Source organism: Williamsia sp. z34 (assembly GCF_059553395.1).
The window spans coordinates 428,414-448,958 of sequence record NZ_JCANWW010000002.1; the positions used below are offsets into that span (position 1 = coordinate 428,414).

Below are 20,545 nucleotides of genomic sequence, written 5' to 3' on the forward strand. Positions count from 1 at the left end.
GATGGCATCGCGTAAACCGCTCATCGCGGGCAACTGGAAGATGAATCTGAACCACCTCGAGGCCATCGCGCTGGTTCAGAAGATCGCTTTCGCATTGCCGTCCAAGTACTTCGACAAGGTCGACGTGACGGTGATCCCGCCGTTCACCGACATCCGCAGCGTGCAGACCGTGGTCGACGGCGACAAGCTCCTGCTCACCTACGGTGCGCAGGACCTCTCGGCGCACGATTCCGGTGCCTACACCGGTGAGATCAGCGGGTCGTTCCTGGCCAAGCTCGGTTGCTCCTTTGTGATCGTCGGACACTCCGAGCGTCGCACCATGCACGGCGAGACGGATTCGGTGGTGCTGGCCAAGACCAAGGCCGCGCTGAAGTACGACCTGACCCCGATCGTCTGCGTCGGTGAGGGCCTGGAGATCCGCGAGGCCGGTGAGCACGTCGAATACAACATCGAGCAGCTCAAGGGTTCACTTGCCGGACTGAGTGCCGCGCAGATCTCGAAGGTCGTCATCGCGTACGAACCGGTCTGGGCCATCGGGACCGGACGGGTTGCGAGCGCCGCGGACGCACAGGAAGTGTGTGCCGCACTGCGGGCCACACTGGCCGAATTGGCCGATGCGAAGGTCGCCGACTCGGTTCGCATCCTGTACGGCGGTTCGGTGAACGCCAAGAACGTGGGGGAGATCGTCGGACAGACCGACGTCGACGGTGCACTGGTCGGCGGAGCGTCGCTCAAGTCGGACGAGTTCGCCACCCTGTCGGCCATCGCCGCTGGTGGTCCACTGCCCTGATCTGGTGAATGGGGGCGTTCGGGCAACGCAAAAACGCAGATGGCGTCCGCCCGAACGCCCCATTTCCGGGTTTTGCGGTATGGCCGGGTACAGTCGTAGATCGGCCGCTCGAACTTCAGATCTGATTGGAATCAACACGTGAAGCTTGCCCTGGACATTGGACTTGTGATCACCAGCGTTCTGCTGATCGTTCTGGTCTTGCTCCATCGTGGAAAAGGCGGCGGCCTGTCGTCGCTGTTCGGTGGTGGCGTCCAGTCGAGTCTGTCGGGTTCGTCCGTCGTGGAGCGCAACCTCGACCGGTTGACGGTTTTCGTCGGAATCATCTGGACGATCTTCATCCTGGGCATCGGCCTGGACATCAAGCTCTCGTAAACCCTCTGCGTCGTTACGGGCGGTCGGCGTGCGCAACCGCCCGTGATCCGGAGATACTGGACGGGTGACTGATACGCGCCCCGCTGTGCCCCGTCCGGAACCCGGTAGTACCGATCGCGAGCTCACCGAACCGTTGCGCGAGGACATCCGTCTCCTCGGTGGAATCCTCGGACAGATCGTGCGCAAGCATGCCGGCGAAGCCACGTTTGACCTCGTCGAAAAAGCCCGAGTGGAGTCCTTCCGGGTACGACGCTCCGAGATCGACCGCACCGAACTCGAAGAGCTGTTCCGCGACATCGACGTCGCCGATGCCATCTCGGTGATTCGCGCATTCAGCCACTTCGCCCTGCTGGCCAACCTCGCCGAGGACATCCACCGCGAACGTCGTCGGGCCATCCACGTGCGGGCCGGCGATCCCCCACAGGATTCGTCCCTGGCCGCGACCTACCGAAAACTCGACGCCGCCGGTCTGACCGATGAGCAGGTCGGCAAGGCGCTGGCCGATGCCACCGTCGTCCCGGTCATCACCGCGCATCCCACGGAGACCCGCAGGCGAACGGTGTTCGAGGTTCAGCATCGGATCACCGAGCTTATGCGCTTCGCCGGGCGGACCGAGCTGACCCCTGCCGAGCGGGACGAGGTCCATGTCGCCCTGAACCGGCAGATCCTGACGCTGTGGGAAACCGCGCTGATCCGCCTGGAACGGTTGCAGATCCAGGACGAGATCGAGGTGGGGTTGCGTTACTACGACGCCGGGTTCTTCGAGGTCATCCCGCGGGTCAACGCCGAGCTACGGGCGTGGTTGCAGAAGCACTATCCGACCGCGGGCATCACCGACGATCCGTTGTTGCGGATGGGTTCCTGGATCGGCGGGGACCGTGACGGCAACCCCTTTGTGACCGGCGAGATCGTCTCCATGGCCACCCGGCGTGCGGCAGAAACCGCTGTGTCCCATCATCTTTCGGAACTGATACTGCTGGCGCAGGAACTGAGCCTGTCCTCGCGCCTGACCGTGGTCAGTGACGCGGTGCTCGAACTCGGGGGAGTGGAGCGGGGAACCACCGCCGCCGATGAGCCCTACCGGTCGGCATTGCGGGCCATCCGGGCCCGCCTGGCGGCGACGGCGTCGAGACTGTTCGGCGAACGGTTTGTCGCCGTCAACGACGGTGGCTTCCCGGCCGATGGCGCCGACAGTTATGCCGACGCCGCAGATCTACTCGCCGACCTCGACGTGATCGATGCGTCCCTGCGTGCCAACAGCGACGACGAGCTGGCCGACGATCGTCTGCTGACACTTCGGGAATCGGTGCGGGCGTTCGGTTTTCATCTGTCCGGCCTCGACATGCGGCAGAACTCCGACACCCACGAGGAGGTGATCGCCGAACTGCTCGCGTGGGCCGGGGTCCATCCCGACTACCTCTCACTGTCCGAGGCGGAACGGGTCGAGATCCTGACCGCGGAACTGAGCAACCGCCGGCCGTTGACGGGTCCGGGTGCCCAGCTCTCGGAGCTGGCGAGCAAAGAGCTCGGGATCGTGCGGGCGGCGGCGTCCGCGGTGGCCGCATACGGCCCCGAAGCGGTCCCCAACTACATCATCAGCATGTGCACCTCGGTGAGCGACCTGTTCGAGGCGCTGGTGATGCTCAAGGAGGCGGGCCTTTTCGATCCCGGCTCGCCGGACGCCCCACCGCGCTCGTCGGTCCGGGTGGTCCCGCTGTTCGAGACGATCGAAGATCTCCAGCAGGGTGCGGCGACACTGCTTGCGGCCCTTGACGTACCGCTGTTCCGGGCGCTGGTCGATCAACAGGACGGCATGGCCGAGATCATGTTGGGTTACTCCGACTCCAACAAGGACGGTGGTTACCTCGCCGCAAACTGGGCGCTCTACCGCGCAGAACTCGATCTCGTGGAGGCAGCGCGGAAGGCGGGAATCAGGTTGCGGCTCTTCCATGGCCGCGGTGGCACCGTCGGCCGCGGTGGCGGTCCGAGCTATGAGGCCATCCTGGCGCAACCACCGGGTGCGGTGCAGGGTTCGCTGCGGATCACCGAGCAGGGTGAGGTGATCGCGGCGAAGTATGCAGAACCGGTCGTCGCCCGCCGGAACCTGGAGACGCTGTTGGCCGCCACCATCGAATCGTCGCTCCTCGACACCGAAGGACTCGGCGCCGACGCAGAGGCGGCGTATGCGGTTCTGGACGAACTGGCGACCCTGGCGCGTAAGGCATACAGCGAATTGGTCCACGAAACACCGGGGTTCGTCGAATACTTCGTGAACTCGACCCCGTTGTCGGAGATCGGATCGCTCAACATCGGGAGCCGTCCGGCGTCCCGGAAGCAGACGGAGAAGATCTCCGATCTGCGGGCGATCCCGTGGGTGTTGTCGTGGTCGCAGTCGCGAGTGATGTTGCCCGGCTGGTACGGCACCGGCGCGGCGTTCGAACAGTGGATCGCCGGCGATGAGAGCCGTCTGGAAACCCTGGCCGACTATTACCGGCGGTGGCCGTTCTTCCGGACCGTGATGTCGAACATGGCTCAGGTGATGGCGAAGTCGGATATGGGACTGGCCGAACACTATTCACGATTGGTGCCCGATGAGGCACTGCGGACGAAAGTGTTCGGGATGATCACCGCCGAACACGCGCGGACCACCGAGATGTATTTCAAGATAACCAAGACGGACGATCTGCTGGCCGACAACGCCGCCCTCAAGCGTTCGGTCTTCAATCGATTCCCGTATCTCGAGCCGCTCAATCATCTGCAGGTCGAGTTGTTGCGCCGCTACCGCGGTGGCGATGATTCCGACCTGGTTCGCCGGGGTATCCAGCTCACCATGAACGGACTCGCCACCGCGTTGCGGAACAGCGGCTAGTGCCTCACTAGAGCCGGTCGCTGGTGTCCCAGGTGGTCACGGCCCAGATCACGACGAGGTCGACAGCGATGATCAGGATCGCCCACAGCGGGAAGTACGGCAGCCACAGGAAGTTTGCGATGATCGACAGGGCCGCGATGATGACCGCCGCGATCCGTGCCCAGGTGGCACCGGTGAACAAGCCGATGGCGATCAGGACTGCGATGATTCCGACAATGAGATGGATCCATCCCCATGCGGTGAGATCGAGCTCGTAGGTGTATTCCGGCCCGACGACAAAAACCTCGTCTTCGACCAGAGCGGAAATGCCTTGGAGGATGCCGAGTGCGCCGACGACGAACAAAAGAATTGCGGCGGCGAACACGGTTCCGCCGGCAAAGCCTTGCCGGACTGGGTGACGGTCGGGCTGGACCGGTTGACGGTCTGTCGGGCTGTTCATGACGATGCTCCTCGGTTCGGACGATCAAGAACCCCTGGGCCGACGATCGGATCAGGCAGCACGTATTGCCAACGTGGTCTTGCCATGATCGGCGTGTTCTGAGCGGTAAGACATCACCTGTTTCGGGTGATGTCTTGACCGCGCGCCGGGTTGGGCCAATAAACGCATGTGTCTGTGACCTTCCTTGATGAACCGTAATCAGGCTTTGTCAGTCGTAATTGTTGTTAGCCTCTGAGCAACGAGAGGCTAGAAAAGGGTGGCCATGTCGAAAGCTCTGAGGCGCTCGACGGCGGTATCTCGAGCCGGACCCGAATCGATCCGTGCTTTTGCGCGAATGCGCCCTGAACGCACTCTCGACGAATTGTTCGACGATCAATGCGGCGTTCTCGTGCTGGTGAGCGCACCAGGTGGGTACGGCAAGACCACGTTCCTCGAGCAGTGGCTGATCCGCCGCACGGAATCAGATGTCGTCGGCCGCGTCGTGTGGCTCGGGGTGGATGCCTTTGACGGTGACGATCTCGTTCTCGGTGAAACGGCAACGGGTCAAACGTTCGTCGCCGATGCCGAATCCGGTCCACTGACAGTGGTTGTGGACGATGCCCACACCGCGACCGACCCACTGGTCCTCGACGCCTTTCACCGGTTCCTGCGCCATCGGCCGCCGCACCTCAATGTCGTCGTGGCCGCCCGCCACGACCCGCCACTGATCTGGCAACACCTGATCGGGGACGGTGTCGGAGCCCGGATCGGGCGGGAGGATCTGGTGCTCACCGATGCAGAGGTCGACCGGACACTGCGTCAGCACGGCCTGCTGCCGACGGCCACCCAGTTGTCCCGGGTCAGGGAGCTGACCGGCGGGTGGGTGATCCTCGTTCGGATGGCGGCCATATTCCTGGCCGGGCGTGAGGATCTCGAACTGGCGTTGCTCGAGTTGGCCGCATGTCCGCGCCTGATATCCGACTACCTGCGACGCGAGTTGCTGGACCCGATGACACCGCGGGTCCGCAGATTGGTCACCCGGCTCTCGACGGTGGCCGAGTTCGATGCCGACCTGGCCCGGGCGATGGACGGCGCGGACGCCGATGCCTACATCCCCGAGATCATCGGGCTGGGGATCGCGGCGGCTGTTCCCGCCGGAGAGCCCGACGCGATCCGCTATCAATTCCTGCCGTTGGTCGCGACCTACCTGCGCGCCGAGCTGCAACGGTCCGCGCCCGAGCTCGGGCGAAGGTTGCAGACCAGGGCGATCCGATGGGCGTCGGCGCACCGGCGGCCCGCGGAGGCGATCGACCACGCTGCCCATCTCGGCGACGCTGAGATGTTGCGCGAGACCATTTTTCACAGCGGTGTCGAACTGGTCCTGCAGGGTCGGCGTGACCTGCTGCTGCCGGTCCTCGACGGGCATGACACCTCGCTGGGAGAGGACCCGGTGGCGGTTCTCCTTCGTGCGCTGGCCGCGATGGAACACGGCGACGACCGTTATGCGGCCTCGTATCTGGAATGTGTGAGCCTGGCCGAGGACGACCTCACCGTCGATGGTGGCGGACTGCTCTACCGGGCCCTGTGCCTCGACGTTGCGCTCGTTCGCGACGATCTCGATCTGGTCGACCTGGCGAAGACCGTCGCGTCCACCGTGGGGGAGCGCGGGTGGGCGGTGGATGCGTACGCCCACACCGTCCTCGGGTCTGCCTACACCCGATTGAATCTGCCGACCGAGGGTGAACAGTCGTCGGTGCGGGCCATCGCGCTGGCAAAGTCTGCCGGGTTGAACCGGTTGGCCGTGCGCGCCATGGCGAACCGGGCATCGGTGGCAGGTGTGCGGGGTCTGCCGGAACTGATGGAAGAACGTGCCCGCTACGCACTGGCGTCCATCCGGGACGTCTCGGCCGTCGACCCCATGGTGACCGGGTCGCCGCAGGTGGCTCGCCTGGACACCGTGCTGGCGTATGCCCGATTCATGCAGGGCAAACCGATCGGCGAGTTCGAACCCCAACCGGTACAAGACGTTTCCGAAGCCGGCGAGGTGTTCGACGCGCTGGGCCGTCATGTGCCCATCGCACTGAACATCCTGGCGTTCGACAGCTCGCCGAACCGGCTGATCCTGACCGCGACCGCGTACAGTGCCACGTCCGCATTGCTCGTCAGCGCGGCCTCACCGTTCCCGATCCTGTTCCTGCTTCCACGCGTTGCCTACATGTGCCTGGCGGTCAAGCGATTCGACTGGGCTCGGGACCTGGCCCGCAAGGCGGACCGCGCATTCGGATACTCCGACGAGGCCACGCTCGTCGATGTGGCCATCGATGTCGGGGAGTCCCGGCCGCAAGCGGCGCGCAAGCTTTTGGCACCCTTGCTCAAAGGCGCCGGGTCCGGTCCGCAGGTGGAGGTGTCGGCCTGGACGCTCGAAGCTCATGCCTGCGAGCAGGCGGGTCTGTCCGCGCAGTCCTACGCGGCGATCACCCGAGCACTGGAGGCGGCGGCAGAGCACGGGGTGATGCGGCCACTCGTGGAATGCGGGCCGATCGTCGCGGGAATCATCACGACGTATCGGGGCAGTTTCGGCGCGGTCAACGGCTACGCCGACGCCGTGCTCTCGGTCCTCTCCAGCCACGGGGTACCCGACTACCCGCCGCTGACCCGCGCCGAAATCCACGTCCTGCGGTTCTTGGCGACGGACCGCACGACCGAGGAGATCGCCGGGCTGATGCACCTGTCGGTGAACACGGTCAAAACCCATCTGCGAGGCATTTACCGGAAGTTCGACGTGCGGCATCGCCGTGACGCGGTGTCTGTGGGTCAACGCCTCGGCCTGCTCTGACGATCACCTCAGGATAGGTTGCCTGCCGCAGACCGGTCGACGAACCAGACCGTCTCGTCGGTCCCATGGGCCCCGGCGCACGGCCAGTCCATCGGGTCGGCACCGCCGATGCCGGCCGCGACAGCCTCGGCCTTCTCGGCGCCGGAGACGAGGAACCAGACCTGGCGTGCCCGGCAGATCGCGGGCAGGGTCAACGTGATCCGCCCCGGCGGGGGCTTCGGTGAGTTCCGCACCGCGACCACCGACGCCTGAGACTCGCTGGTGGCCTCGGAATGCGGGAACAGCGAATTGATATGTCCCTCACCACCCATGCCGAGAAGATGCAGATCGAAATGCGGAACGCTCTGACCCTCGTCGGCACGCTCTGCGAGCCGGCGCGCGTAATCCGCTGCGGCGGCGTCGATGTCGTCACCGAACTCACCACCCGACGGTGCCATCTCGAAGACCCGATCGGGCGTGAGGGCAACATGATCGAGAAGGGCGGTACGGGCCTGCCCGGAGTTGCGGTCCGGGTCGTCGGCCGGGACGAAACGGTCGTCGCCGAAGTAGATGTCGACCGCCGACCAGTCGATGTCGCCGGAATCCTTGGCCAGCGCCTCGAGCAGGGCGATGCCGTTGCTGCCGCCGGTCAGGACCACGGAGGCAAACCCGCGGGCGATCTGCGCCGCGGTGACGGTCGTGATGAACCGTTCGGTGACCGCGGCGACAAGGGTGTCCTTGTCGTCGGCTCGGACAACTTCTGGGTGAACACTCATCGTTGAGTCGGACCTCCTGATCGACGTGCGTGTGTCAAGCGTGAATCTTGTCTTCGGCGCGAATCAATCCCGAAACCCCTTGCAGGGCCCGGTGATAGATCACGTCGGGATCGAGCCGGCGGAGTTCCTCGGACAGGCAGCTGCGAAGTTCCCGGTCGGGCAACGCCACCTTGCCGTCGGGTTTACCGGCCATGGAGATGATCGCCTGGTTGCCCATTCCGACATAGAGGACCAGTGGTCCGGCTTCCCTGGTGACCGTCACCTGGAAGGCGCCCACCGACCGGGTCACCGGTACTCCGAGTGCCGAATGGAGCCAGCCGGCAAGCAATTCGACGGCGGCGGTGTCTGCCGGACCCTGCACCTCGACCGCGGTCACCGGGCTGTGCGGTGGCTGATCGAGGGCCGAGGTGAGCAGTGCCCGCCACACGGTGATCCGCGACCACGCGATGTCGGAATCGCCAGGGGCGTAGGTGGCCAGGCGCTGCGCCAGGGTTGCCGGGACATCAGTTGCCTTGGTGGAGTCGGTGATCCGCCGCTTGCCGAGCTGACCGATCGGATCGGCCGCCGGATTCTCCGGACTGTGTCCGGGCCACCAGGTCACCACCGGGGTGTCGGCCAACATGAACGGGATCACCACGCTCTTGCCGTGATTGACCAGGTCGCCGAACAGATTCAGGACAACGACCTCGGAGGCCCCGGCGTCTCCGCCGACCCGGATCTGGGCGTCGAGCCTCGGTGGACCACCCCGGTCGGCGCGGGAGACCACGATGACGCGACAGGGATGTTCCCGGCTGGCCTCGTTGGCCGCCTCGATGGCCGCCTCGGCCGGCTCACCCTCGTTGGTACTGACGAGCAACGTCAGCACACGACCGGAGGTGAAAGCTCCGCCGATGTCGCGGATCTTGATGAGTTCCTTGCTGATGGCGGTCGTGTTGGTATCGGGCAGTTCGACGATCATTGGTGCGCTCCTTCGAGGCGAGAGCGGTCAGGGACGGCGCCAGGCCCTGCCGTGACGCGCCATCATGTCTTCTGCGGATTGCGGGCCCCAGGTCCCGGCCTCGTAACCGTCCGGCTTACCGCTGGCCGCCCAGTGTTCGAGCACCGGATCGAGGATCTGCCAGGACAACTCGACCTCGGCGTTGACCGGGAACAGGGACGGCACCCCGAGCAGCACGTCGAGGATCAGGCGTTCGTACGCCTCGGGGGAGGACTCGGTGAAGGCCTGACCGTACGAGAAGTCCATGTTGACATCGCGCACCTCCATCGACGAACCCGGAACCTTGGAGCCGAAGCGCAGTGTGATGCCCTCATCGGGCTGCACCCGGATGACCAGGGCGTTCTGGCTCAGTTCCTCGGTCATCGTCTGGTCGAACGGCAGGTGGGGTGCCCGCTTGAAGACGAGCGCGATCTCGGTGACGCGGCGGCCCAGCCGTTTTCCGGTGCGCAGATAGAACGGCACGCCGGCCCATCGTCGACTGTCGACCTCCACGGCGATCGCCGCGAAGGTCTCGGTGGTCGAGTCGTGGGCGAAGCCGCTCTCGTCGAGCAGCCCCGGAACCTTTTCGCTGCCTTGCCAACCCGCCTCATACTGTCCACGCGCGGTGTTCTCGTCGAGGGGCAGGATGTTCTTGGTGGCCGAGAGGACCTTGATCTTCTCGGTCTGGAGTTCGTGCGGTTCGAAGGAGATGGGCTCTTCCATCGCCACCAGTGCCATCAACTGGATCAGGTGGTTCTGGATGACGTCGCGGGCCGCACCGATGCCGTCGTAGTAGCCGGCCCGGCCGCCCAGACCGATGTCCTCGGCCATCGTGATCTGGACATGGTCGACGTAGTGCGAACTCCACACCGGATCGAACAGCTGATTGGCGAACCGCAACGCCAAGATGTTCTGGACCGTCTCTTTGCCGAGGTAGTGGTCGATCCGGAAGACGGAGTTCTCCGGAAAGACGTTGTTCACCACCGCATTGAGCTCTTTGGCGCTGCCGAGGTCGTGTCCGAAGGGCTTCTCGATGACCACCCGGCGCCAGGTGTCCTCCGATTGTTCGGCCAGCCCTGAACGGGAAAGCTGTTCGCAGACAACGGGGAACGCGGCCGGCGGGATAGAGAGGTAGAACGCGTGATTGCCGCCGGTGCCGCGCTTCTCGTCGAGTTCGGACAGGGTGTCCCGCAAGCGATCGAAGGCGTCACCGTCATCGAAAGCGCCTCGGACGAACCGGAACCCCTCGCTCAGGCGTTCCCAGACGTCTTCCCGGAAGGGGGTGCGGGCATGTTCGCGCACGGCGTCGTGCACGACCTGTGCGAAGTCCTCATGATCCCAGTCCCGACGTGCGAAGCCGACAAGGGCGAAACCGGGTGGCAACAGCCCCCGGTTCGCCAGGTCGTACACCGCGGGCATGAGCTTGCGGCGGGCGAGGTCACCGGTGACACCGAAGATGACCAGGCTGCACGGTCCCGCGATCCGGGGGAGCCGTTTGTCGCGTTCATCGCGCAGTGGGTTGACCCACTGGTCGGCGGGACGGTTGGGCAAGGTCGATCAGCTCTTCGCGCCGGCGGCGAGCTGCTCGGCGGTGGCGTCGAGCAATTCCTGCCACGCCGACTCGAACTTCTCGACACCTTCTGATTCCAGCACCAGGAACACGTCGGTCACATCGATACCGACGGCTTCGAGCGAATCGAAGACCTGCTGGGATGCCGGCCCCTGACCCACGACCGATTCGGTGTTCACCGCACCGTGATCGGCGAATGCGTCCATCGTCTTCTCCGGCATGGTGTTGACGGTGTTCGGTGCGACCAGTTCACCGACGTAGAGCGTGTCGGGGTAGGCCGGGTCCTTGACGCCGGTCGATGCCCAGAGGGGACGCTGTGCGTTGGCGCCGGCGGCGGCCAGTGCGGTGAACCCGTCACCCTGTTCGAACACTTCCTGATACGCCGCGTAGGCGAGACGGGCGTTGGCCAGAGCGGCTTTGCCCTTGAGTGCCTTGGCCTCGTCGCTGCCGATCGCATCGAGACGCTTGTCGATCTCGGTGTCGACGCGCGAGACGAAAAATGACGCGACCGAGTGGATCTTCGACAGATCGTGGCCGGCGGTCGACGCCTGCTGCAAACCCTCGATGTAGGCCGACATGACGGCCCGGTACCGCTCGACCGAGAAGATCAGCGTCACGTTGACGCTGATGCCCTCGGCGATCACCTTGGTGATCGCCGGGATCCCGCCCTCCGTGGCGGGGATCTTGATCAGCAGGTTGGGCCGGTCGACGATCTTCCACAATTCGATCGCCTGGGCCACCGTCTTGTCCGCATCGTGCGCGAGCCGCGGATCGACCTCGATCGAGACCCGGCCGTCAACGCCCCTGGAGCTTTCGAACTGCGGAACCAGCACGTCACATGCATTGCGGACGTCGTCGGTGGTGACTGTTCGGATGGTTGCGTCGACGTCGGCACCGCGGGCGGCGAGTTCGTTGACCTGTGCGTCGTAGGCGTCGCCCTTCGACAGGGCGGCCTGGAAGATCGACGGGTTGGTGGTGACACCGACAACCGACTTCGTGGCGATGAGTTCTGCGAGGTTGCCGGACTCGATCCGGGTCCGGGAGAGGTCGTCGAGCCAGACCGAGACGCCGGCCTCGGCCAGTGCAGCAAGATTGGCGTTCTGTTCGCTCATGTCGCGCTCCAATACAGGTGGTGGGGGAGTTCAGGACTGCTTTGCGATGGCGCGCTCGGCTGCGGCGGCCACAGCCTCCGCGGTGATCCCGAACTTCTCGTACAGGACCTTGTAGTCGGCCGATGCGCCGTAGTGCTCGATCGAGACGATCTCGCCGCCGTCGCCGACGAGCCGATACCACGGCATCGCAATGCCGGCCTCGACGACCACGCGGGCCTTCAGGGCAGGCGGCAGCACCGAGTTGCGGTACGACGCATCCTGCTCGTCGAACCACTCGACACACGGCATCGACACCACGCGGGCGGCAATACCCTTGTCCTTCAATGCGCTTTGCGCCTCGACGGCCAGGTACACCTCGGATCCGGTTCCGATCAGGATCACCTGGGGCTCGCTCTCGGGCTCCGACAGGATGTATCCACCCATGGCCACGCCGTCGGCCGAGGTGCCGGCAAGGATCGGCAGGTTCTGACGGGTCAGGGCCAGTCCGACCGGATTGTGCCGCCGGGTCATGATGGCTTGCCAGGCGTATGCCGTTTCGTTGGCATCCCCGGGACGGACCACGTCGAGGTTGGGGATCGCGCGTAGGGATGCGAGGTGTTCGATCGGCTGGTGCGTGGGTCCGTCCTCGCCGAGACCGATCGAGTCGTGGGTCCAGACGTAGATCGGATCGGTCTTCATCAGGGCGGCCAGACGCACCGCGGGACGCATGTAGTCGGCGAACTGCAGGAAGGTGCCGCCGTAGGCCCGGGTGGGGCCGTGTCGCACGATGCCGGAGAGGATCGCGCCCATCGCGTGTTCGCGGATACCGAAGTGCAGCGTCCGGCCGTACGGGTTGGCGCTCCACTGCTTCGTGCTGATGTTTGTGGGGCCGAACGAGGCGGCACCGTCGATCGTCGTGTTGTTGCTGCCGGCGAGGTCGGCTGAGCCACCCCACAATTCGGGCAGGATCGGGCCGAGGGCGGAAAGCACCTTGCCCGAGGCCGAGCGCGTTGCGACGTCCTTGTCGCCGACCTCCCACTTCGGTAGCGCATCCGTCCAGCCGTCGGGCAGGCCGTTGACCACGAGGCGGTCGAGCAGCGCCTTGCGATCGGGATAGGCCTGCGCCCACTCGTCGAAGGACTTCTCCCAGGCCTTGCGGAGCTCGGCGCCCCGATCGACCAGTGCGCGGGTGTGGCTGATGACCTCGTCGGAGACCTCGAAGGTCTTGTCAGGGTCGAAACCGAGGACCTTCTTGGTGGCGGCCACCTCGTCGGCACCGAGTGCCGACCCGTGGATCCCGCCGGTGTTCATCTTGTTCGGGGCCGGGTAACCGATGATCGTCCGCAGCACGATGATCGACGGCTTGTCGATGACGGCCTTGGCGTTCTCGACGGCCTCTTCGATCGCGGCGACGTTCTCGCCGCCGTCGACGTGCTGCACGTGCCAGCCGTACGCGGCGTAACGCGCGGCCACGTCCTCGGACAAGGCGATGTCGGTGTCGTCCTCGATCGAGATGTGGTTCTTGTCGTAGAAGACGATGAGGTTGCCCAGCTGCTGGGTGCCCGCCAGGGAGCTCGCCTCGGACGTGACGCCCTCTTCGATGTCGCCGTCGGAGGCGATCACGTAGATGTAGTGGTCGAATGCGCTACCGCCGACCGGGGCATCCGGGTCGAACAGTCCGCGCTCGTAGCGGGCGGCCATCGCCATGCCCACCGCGGAGGCCAGGCCCTGGCCCAGCGGGCCGGTGGTCATCTCCACGCCGCGGGTGTGGCGGTACTCGGGGTGGCCCGGGGTCTTGGAATCCCAGGTGCGCAGCGCCTCGATGTCCTCGAGTTCGAGACCGAAGCCACCCAGATACAGCTGGATGTACAGCGTCAGGCTCGAATGCCCACAGGAGAGGATGAACCGGTCGCGGCCCATCCAATCGGTGTCGGTCGGGTCGTGTTGCATGATCCGCTGGAAGAGTGTGTACGCCAGCGGTGCCAGGCTCATGGCTGTGCCAGGGTGTCCACTACCGCACTTCTGCACCGCATCGGCGGCCAGAACACGAACCGTGTCAACTGCTTTGGTGTCCACCGCGGTCCAGTCGGCGGGGTATGAAGCCTGAGTTAACGTGCGAATCTCATCTGGTGCTGACACGATCTTCTGAACTCCTCAAGCTCAACTACTGATTCCGGGGCTCGACATTTGTCACTGGGGCCTGGGCGATGCACAGTCCGCCACCAAGGGTAGTCGCCTCGAGCCGTCGCCGCGGACCACGGCACGCGAACCGGTGGTCGAGGGCTCGTGGTAACCGACGCCACAGTTGAGCGACCGATCGGACCTCGATTGCTGTTTGCGACGGACCTCCGTCTACCATTCCCTGTAGTAGATGAGCATGAGTCAGGAGATCTAGTGCGGATTGGGGAACGTGTGAGCGGACACGGTTTCGCCTCCTCCCCAGCGTCAGATGGTGGTGAGGTTGCTCCCGTGGAGCCGACCACCAACGCTCGTGGGCGGATTTCGGGATTGGCGCTCGCGTATCTCGCGTTGACCAAGCCTCGCGTCATCGAATTGTTGCTCGTGGCGACGATTCCGGTGATGTTGATGGCCGATCGTGGGCATGTGGACCCGGTCTTGATGGCTTGGACGCTGCTCGGCGGCTGGCTCGGCGCGGCCAGCGCGAACACCTTGAACATGGTGGTCGACGCAGACATCGATCAGAAGATGAAGCGCACCGAACGGCGGCCATTGGCTCGCCACGCGGTGTCGACACGGAACGCCCTGATCTTCGGCCTGGTCCTGGGAGCAGCGTCGTTCGTGGTGCTGTTCACAACAACCAACCTCCTCAGCGCGCTGCTGGTGATGGCGACGATCGCGTTCTACGTCTTCGTCTACACGATGGTCCTGAAGCGCCGGACCTGGCAGAACGTGGTCTGGGGTGGGGCCGCCGGATGCATGCCGGTCCTGGTCGGCTGGACCGCCGTCACCGGAAGCCTGAGCTGGGAACCCCTGGTGTTGTTCGCGGTCATCTTCTTCTGGACTCCGCCGCACACCTGGGCGCTGGCCATGCGCTACAAGGAGGACTACCGCGCTGCGGGCGTCCCGATGCTCCCGGTGATCGCCACCGAGGTGCAGGTCACCCGACAGATGCTCGCCTACACCTGGGCGACCGTGCTGAGCACGCTGATCCTGTGCTGGGCGACGAGCTGGATCTACACCGTGGTCGCGGTCATCGCGGGCGGTTGGTTCATCTACGTCGTGCACAAGCTCTACCGCGGTACCTTGCGCGGAGAAGAGGTTGTCCCGCTGAAGGTCTTCCTGCAGTCCAACGAGTATCTGGCCGTGGTGTTCTGCGGCCTGGCGATCGATTCAGTCATCGGTTTGCCGACTCTGTCCAGCCTGTTCTGATCGGGGCCGCGCCCGTCCGGTCACCGGACGCCTGCTCGTGCAGAGGTGTGGCCCACATCCAGTCAATGTCTTCGAATCGGCCGATGGGGTGATGGGCCGGTGTCACACGAATCGGGGGGAATGTGTCACATCCGTATGGTCCGGGTCCGGGTCCGGAAGGTGCCGGCTGGCAGCCGTATCCGGAACCGACCCAGGCTGGTCAACCGCAGTTCGGCCAGTACCCACCACAGCACCCGGCCGGCCAGATGCCGCCCGGCCACGCTCCCGAGCGTGATCCCGGTTACGGCGCCTATCAGCCGTATGCCCAGCCGGGGCCCTGGCCACCCGGCGGCGGTGGCCCGATGGCTCCCGCCCCATCGAAGAAGCCCCTGTTCATCGCCCTCGCTGCGGTCGTGGCGGTCGTCGTCGTAGCCCTGGTCGCGACGTTCGTCGTTCTCGGTGGCGGCGGTTCATCGAGCGAACCCGACGCGACGGTCAAGTCTTACCTGCAAGCGCTGGCGGACGGCGATTCCGCCAAAGCACGCGGTCTGATGAAGGCCCAGGCCTCCGAGCTACTGCTCACCGACGAGGTCCTGACCGAACAGCAGAAGATCGCCCCGATCACCGATGTGAAGATCATCGACACCTCTGAGTCCGGCGATGCGGCGTCGGTGCAGGTCACCTACATGTTCGGTGACCGGAAGGCCGACGAGACCTTCAGACTCGGCAAGGCCGGGGGGAACTGGCGTCTCGACGACGGAGCCGTCGGCATCGACATCTCGTACTTCAAGAACCAGATCCCTGGCCTGACGGTGTTCGGGGTGCCGGTCGACAACGAGGCGAAGATCTACGTCTTCCCAGGTCCGATCGAGTGGGGGACCGCGGACAAGAACTTCACCGTCATCGACGAGAAGAAGTCGGAGTTCGCGATGTCGGGGAGCAGCTACGGATCGACGAGCGCACCGACGGTGGCACTGAGCGCGACCGGGACCAGGGCAGTGCGGACCGCGGTGCAGGCCTACGTCGACAACTGTGCGTTGTCGAAAGAGCCCGATGCGAGCGCCGACAAGCCCGGTTGCGAACAGGATGTCTACGCCTATGATCCGGAACCGGGTTCGGCGGTCTGGACCGCACCGGAGATCGACGCTCTGGAAACCCGGCTCGGGTACGACGATCCGCACGCGGTGTCGGTCGACGGCGAGCTGATCTGGTCGGTGACGTTCCGCACCAAGGCGTCGGGATCACGACCGGCCGAGACGAAGACCGAGACCGACACCCAATATCTCTACGGGGACGTCGACCTGTCGGCCGACAACCCGGTGTTCACTCCGAACTGACGCGGAAGCAGGACCACGGACCCGCTGGTTGCGCGCGCCTGGAGGTCGGCGTGGGCACGGGCGGCGTCAGGCAACTCGTAGCGGTGCCCGACGTGTACGTCGACCGTCCCACTGCTGATACCACCCATGACGTCGCCGGCCCGCCACGCGCGTTCGGCCGGGTCTGCGATGAAATCTCCCAGCTTCGGCCGGGTGATGGACAGCGAACCGGCCGCGTTGAGCCGCTGGAGATCGAACGGCGGGACGGGTCCGCTGGCGGCGCCGAACAGGACGACGGTGCCGCGGACCGCGGTGGCGGCAATGCTCTGATCGATGGTGTCGGCACCGACGCCGTCATAGACGACCGACACACCCTTGCCGCCGGTCAGGGCGCGGACGCGCTCGGCGAGATCGTCGCCGTACCGCAGGACCTCGTCGGCGCCCGCACCCCGCGACAGCGCTTCCTTGGCGTCGTTCGACACGGTGGTGATCACCCGGATGCCCTTGGCTTTCGCCATCTGTGTCAGGACCAGACCGACCCCACCGGCACCCGCATGGACCAGCACGGTGTCGCCAGCCTTCGGATGTGCCGATCCGTCCAGCAGGTAGTGGGCGGTACAGCCCTGTAGCAGCGCCGAGGCGGCCACCTCATCGCCGACGTCGTCGGGCACGGGGACCGCGACGCGGGCGGGCATGGTGATCAATTCGGCGTAGCTGCCCGGGGCGTCGCACCAGGCGACCCGTTGACCCACCGAGGGCGAGTCCACACCGTCACCGACCGCAGCGACAACCCCGGCACCCTCGCTGCCGGGGATGTACGGCAACTGCATCGCGTAGATCCCGGCGCGCTGATAGGTGTCGATGAAGTTGACCCCGATGGCGTGGGTACGCACCATGATCTCGCCCGGTCCCGGCCGGGGGTCTTCCAGTTCGACGTATTCGAGAACTTCGGGCCCGCCGTGACGACTCACCTGGATTGCGTGCATGCCTGTAGTTGTACCCATCCGCGCGGGGGGTACGCAGACGGGGTGTCCCATCCGGGAGCAGGTACGCGCCAACTAAGCTGTGGCGCATGAGCGAACACAAGGCGGTCATCGCAGCGATCAGCAAATACGTGGCGCGCGAGGGCGGATCGGCAACAGCGGTTTTGCAGCCCATCGGCGCAGCCGGGGTACGGATCACCCTGGTCGGCGGCCAGCGCGGCATCCTGGGCGACCAGGTGGTGCCTGATCTGGAGACCGCCAAGGCGATCGTCGAACAGGTCGAGGGCCTCGAGGTCGGTGAGTGGGACCGGGAACTGACCTCCACGGCGACGGTGAAGCCGTCGCACTACCGCAAGATGGCGGGCTGGGTCGCCAACACCTAAGACGCGGTGGCGGCCTCGGCCGGCCGGGACGACGGCTGGGTCCCGAGGCCGGTCGGGGCAATTCTGGGCCGCATGGCGACCCACAGCGCGGCCGTGGCGGCCACACTGGCGCCGGCGCCCGCGACGTGGATCACCACGAGGACTTCCGGGACGTCGGTGAGGTACTGGGTGACGCCCACCAGGGACTGCGCGGCGACCACCCCGACCACCACGTAGAGGCGACGCTTGAGCCGCTGGGGTGCTTTCACGGCAAACAGTGCAAAGCCGATGGCGACCAATACCGACAGGTAGGCGATCAACAGGTCGGCGTGCAGATGCACGAGCGTGGTGATCTCGATCTTCAACCGTGGAACGGGCTTGTCGATGCTCTTGTCACCGGCATGCGGTCCGGCGCCGGTCACCATCGTCCCGGCGATCAGCACGCCGGTCATCAGGACTGCCGACAACACCGTCAGCCACCTGATGGGGGCGGGCACGACGGCGACGGCGTCGACGTCGTCGGGTTCGCGCACCTTCTCCAGCAGGAGGACCGCCAGCCACACCATGCCCATCGACAGGATCAGGTGGATCGCGACCGTCCACCACAGCAGACCGGTCAGCACGGTGATGCCACCCATCACGGCCTGGACGATCGTCGAGGCCGGCATCAGCCAGGCGTAGAGACGGACTTCATACCTGCGTCGGGCCCGCGTCACGGCGATCACGATGATCGCGGCGGTGAGGGTGACCAGGAAGGTCAGCAGCCGGTTGCCGAACTCGACCGCGGTGTGGATCGCGGAGATCTCCTCGTGCTTGACCGGGGTGAAGCTGCCGGGGAAGCACTGGGGCCAGGTCGGGCACCCGAGCCCGGACGAGGTCACCCGGACGATTGATCCGGTGACCGCGATGCCCGCCTGCGTCAGTACCACCGCCAGAGCGGAAAGGATCTGGAAGCGGCGGGAGGGGAGCGGGAGCCGGTCGACTAGCCGGACAAACAAGCGGTACACGGTAATGATCGTAGGTTGCCCGGTTTGATGGTCGCGGCTCAGGTGAACTTGAAGTAACGTACGGCCGCCGTGCCTGCAGCGATACCCCAGGCAGAGAGCACCGCGATACCGACCAGATCCAGCGAACCCGACGTCGCCTGATGCAGGGCCTCGCTCAGGGCGCCGGACGGGGTGCACCTGGCGAACCACTCGACCGCGGTCGGGACGCTGTCGCCGATCACGACGATCGAGGCGATGCCCAGGAATGCGAACCAGAGCAGGTTCGCCAGGGCCAGCACGACCTCGGCCTTGAGGGTGCCGCCGAGCAGAAGGCCCATCGCCGAGAACATCAGCGTGCCGATGGCGATCACCAGAATTCCGAGCAGGAGTCCGGCCGGTGACGGCTCCCAGCCCAGAATCAGTCCGATGGCGCCGAGGATCACCGCCTGCATGCTGACCACGATGGCCACAGCGATGGACTTGCCGGCGATCACACCCCACCGCGGTAGGGGTGTGGCACCGAGTCTCTTGAGTGCTCCGTACCGGCGATCGAATCCGACGGCGATCGCCTGACCGGTGAATGCGGTCGACATCACCGCGACGGTCATGATCGCGGGCACGAACATGTCGGCGCGGGACTCGTCGAAGTCACCGATGGGCAACAGGCACAACCCGATCAGCATGGTGATCGGGATGAACATGGTCAGCAGTTGCTGCTCACCGTTGCGCAGCAGCAGGAGCAGTTCGATCCGGGACTGCGCGGTGAGCATCTTCCGGATCGGTGCCGGGCGTGGCCGCGGGGTGAAGGTGCCCGCGGCGAAACGGTTGTCACTGTTCGGTCGTGCAGTGGTCATTCGCGCATCCCCCGGCCGGTCAGATCCAAGAAGACGTCTTCCAGGCTCCGTGTCTCGACCTGCAGGTCGGTTGCCAATACATCGATCTGGGCGCACCAAGCGGTCACCATGGCCAGCACCTTCGGGGTGACGTGGCCGGTGACCAGGTATCCGCCGGGCGAGAACTCGGTGCACGAATAACCCTCTGGCAGAGCCGACCCCAGTGCGGCCATGTCGAGTCCGCGGGGTGCGTGGAACCGCAACTCGTTCTCGGCTCCTCGGCTGGTCAGCTCGGCGGGGGAGCCCTTGGCGACCTCGACCCCGCGATCGATGATGAGTACCTGATCCGCGAGCGCTTCGGCCTCGTCCATCAGATGGGTGGTGAGCAACACCGAGACGCCGTCGGCCCGCAATCGATCGATCAACTCCCACACCATGATTCGGGCGTGCGCGTCCATTCCGGCGGTGGGTTCGTCGAGGAAGACCACCTCGGGCCGGCCCACCAGCGCACAGCCGAGCGCCAGGCGCTGCTGTTGTCCACCGGACAGGCGCCGGTACGGCGTGCGCTGGGCGTCGACGAGACCGAGGTTGCGCAGCAACCAGTCCGGGTCGAGGGGATCGGCGGAGTACGCGGCACACAACCGCAACATCTCACCTGCGCGGGCACCCGGATAAGCGCCGCCGCCCTGGAGCATCACACCGATCCGACTGCGAACGGCTTCGTTGTCGGCGATGGGATCGAGGCCCAGCAGGGTGACCTCACCGGAATCCGCCGCGGCGAAGCCTTCGCAGATCTCGACGGTGGTGGTCTTGCCGGCCCCGTTGGGTCCCAGGATCGCCAGGATCTCGCCGGTCTGGAGCTCGAAGTCGAGACCGCCGACCGCGGTTGTCTCGCCGAATCTCTTCACGAGGCCTTTGACCGACAGGGCCGGACCGGTCGCCGCGGCACCGGTGACCCCGGGAGCGTACGACGGGCTGTTCACAACGTCCAAGAGTAAGCGGCCCGCGCTCAGGAACCG

Annotated in this window: 17 protein-coding genes; 7 read left to right on the forward strand and 10 right to left on the reverse strand. The window is 65.5% G+C overall.

Features of this window, described 5'->3' with window-relative positions:
- Position 1 precedes the first annotated feature (1 nt).
- The 3 genes from tpiA (at position 2) to ppc (ending at position 4,031) form a co-directional block, all read left to right on the forward strand.
- Complete coding sequence (gene tpiA / locus AC51GT_RS06345; protein ID WP_496325103.1) at positions 2–790, forward strand: triose-phosphate isomerase; 789 nt, start codon at positions 2–4, stop codon at positions 788–790.
- A gap of 138 nt (positions 791–928) precedes the next feature.
- Positions 929–1,162 (forward strand): preprotein translocase subunit SecG, encoded by a 234-nt coding sequence (secG, locus tag AC51GT_RS06350; RefSeq protein ID WP_482139353.1) that lies wholly within the window; start codon positions 929–931, stop codon positions 1,160–1,162.
- 64 nt (positions 1,163–1,226) lie between these two features.
- A complete protein-coding gene (gene ppc, locus AC51GT_RS06355) occupies positions 1,227–4,031 on the forward strand; it encodes a phosphoenolpyruvate carboxylase (protein WP_496328219.1) in 2,805 nt (934 codons plus the stop codon).
- 7 nt (positions 4,032–4,038) lie between these two features.
- On the opposite strand, the gene AC51GT_RS06360 is transcribed toward ppc, so the two are convergent.
- Positions 4,039–4,470 carry a DUF7144 family membrane protein gene (locus AC51GT_RS06360; protein WP_496325101.1) on the reverse strand — a complete coding sequence of 144 codons (432 nt, stop codon included), beginning with the start codon at positions 4,468–4,470 and terminating at the stop codon, positions 4,039–4,041.
- 334 nt (positions 4,471–4,804) lie between these two features.
- Here AC51GT_RS06360 and AC51GT_RS06365 point away from each other — a divergent pair, with 334 nt between their 5' ends.
- Positions 4,805–7,285, forward strand: coding sequence for a LuxR C-terminal-related transcriptional regulator (locus AC51GT_RS06365; protein ID WP_496328220.1), 2,481 nt, complete (start codon positions 4,805–4,807; stop codon positions 7,283–7,285).
- Between the two features lie 8 nt (positions 7,286–7,293).
- On the opposite strand, the gene pgl is transcribed toward AC51GT_RS06365, so the two are convergent.
- Genes pgl through tkt form a run of 5 tightly spaced genes read right to left on the reverse strand, consistent with a single transcriptional unit; the run spans position 7,294 to position 13,816 of the window.
- Positions 7,294–8,040: a 6-phosphogluconolactonase gene (pgl, locus tag AC51GT_RS06370; protein ID WP_496328221.1), complete on the reverse strand. Its 747-nt coding sequence runs from the start codon at positions 8,038–8,040 to the stop codon at positions 7,294–7,296.
- A gap of 34 nt (positions 8,041–8,074) precedes the next feature.
- Positions 8,075–8,998, reverse strand: coding sequence for a glucose-6-phosphate dehydrogenase assembly protein OpcA (locus AC51GT_RS06375; protein ID WP_496325098.1), 924 nt, complete (start codon positions 8,996–8,998; stop codon positions 8,075–8,077).
- 27 nt (positions 8,999–9,025) lie between these two features.
- Complete coding sequence (gene zwf / locus AC51GT_RS06380; protein ID WP_496328222.1) at positions 9,026–10,567, reverse strand: glucose-6-phosphate dehydrogenase; 1,542 nt, start codon at positions 10,565–10,567, stop codon at positions 9,026–9,028.
- A gap of 6 nt (positions 10,568–10,573) precedes the next feature.
- The gene (gene tal, locus AC51GT_RS06385; protein ID WP_496328223.1) at positions 10,574–11,698 is read right to left on the reverse strand and encodes a transaldolase; all 1,125 of its coding nucleotides are present in this window, start codon (positions 11,696–11,698) and stop codon (positions 10,574–10,576) included.
- A gap of 30 nt (positions 11,699–11,728) precedes the next feature.
- Positions 11,729–13,816 (reverse strand): transketolase, encoded by a 2,088-nt coding sequence (tkt, locus tag AC51GT_RS06390; RefSeq protein WP_496325095.1) that lies wholly within the window; start codon positions 13,814–13,816, stop codon positions 11,729–11,731.
- A 273-nt stretch (positions 13,817–14,089) separates the two neighbouring features.
- On the opposite strand from tkt, the gene AC51GT_RS06395 reads away from it, so the two are divergent.
- Entirely contained in the window at positions 14,090–15,067 is a 978-nt protein-coding gene (locus AC51GT_RS06395) for a heme o synthase (protein ID WP_496325094.1), read from the forward strand.
- A gap of 122 nt (positions 15,068–15,189) precedes the next feature.
- Positions 15,190–16,383 carry an Rv0361 family membrane protein gene (locus AC51GT_RS06400; RefSeq protein ID WP_496328224.1) on the forward strand — a complete coding sequence of 398 codons (1,194 nt, stop codon included), beginning with the start codon at positions 15,190–15,192 and terminating at the stop codon, positions 16,381–16,383.
- Here AC51GT_RS06400 and AC51GT_RS06405 read toward each other — a convergent pair.
- Positions 16,332–17,348, reverse strand: coding sequence for a quinone oxidoreductase family protein (locus AC51GT_RS06405; protein ID WP_496328481.1), 1,017 nt, complete (start codon positions 17,346–17,348; stop codon positions 16,332–16,334). The two genes, AC51GT_RS06400 and AC51GT_RS06405, sit on opposite strands and share 52 nt — an antisense overlap.
- Before the next feature lie 86 nt (positions 17,349–17,434).
- On the opposite strand from AC51GT_RS06405, the gene AC51GT_RS06410 reads away from it, so the two are divergent.
- Positions 17,435–17,728, forward strand: coding sequence for a hypothetical protein (locus AC51GT_RS06410; RefSeq protein WP_496325091.1), 294 nt, complete (start codon positions 17,435–17,437; stop codon positions 17,726–17,728).
- On the opposite strand, the gene AC51GT_RS06415 is transcribed toward AC51GT_RS06410, so the two are convergent.
- From AC51GT_RS06415 to AC51GT_RS06425, 3 genes are read right to left on the reverse strand one after another with little or no spacing between them, the layout of a single operon-like run.
- Complete coding sequence (locus AC51GT_RS06415; protein ID WP_496325453.1) at positions 17,725–18,720, reverse strand: COX15/CtaA family protein; 996 nt, start codon at positions 18,718–18,720, stop codon at positions 17,725–17,727. The two genes, AC51GT_RS06410 and AC51GT_RS06415, sit on opposite strands and share 4 nt — an antisense overlap.
- 32 nt (positions 18,721–18,752) lie before the next feature.
- Entirely contained in the window at positions 18,753–19,547 is a 795-nt protein-coding gene (locus tag AC51GT_RS06420) for an ABC transporter permease (protein ID WP_496325090.1), read from the reverse strand.
- On the reverse strand, positions 19,544–20,509 hold the full coding sequence (locus tag AC51GT_RS06425) for an ABC transporter ATP-binding protein (protein WP_496328225.1): 966 nt from the start codon (positions 20,507–20,509) through the stop codon (positions 19,544–19,546). Before AC51GT_RS06425 ends, AC51GT_RS06420 begins: the two co-directional genes overlap by 4 nt.
- Between the last annotated feature and the right edge of the window lie 36 nt (positions 20,510–20,545).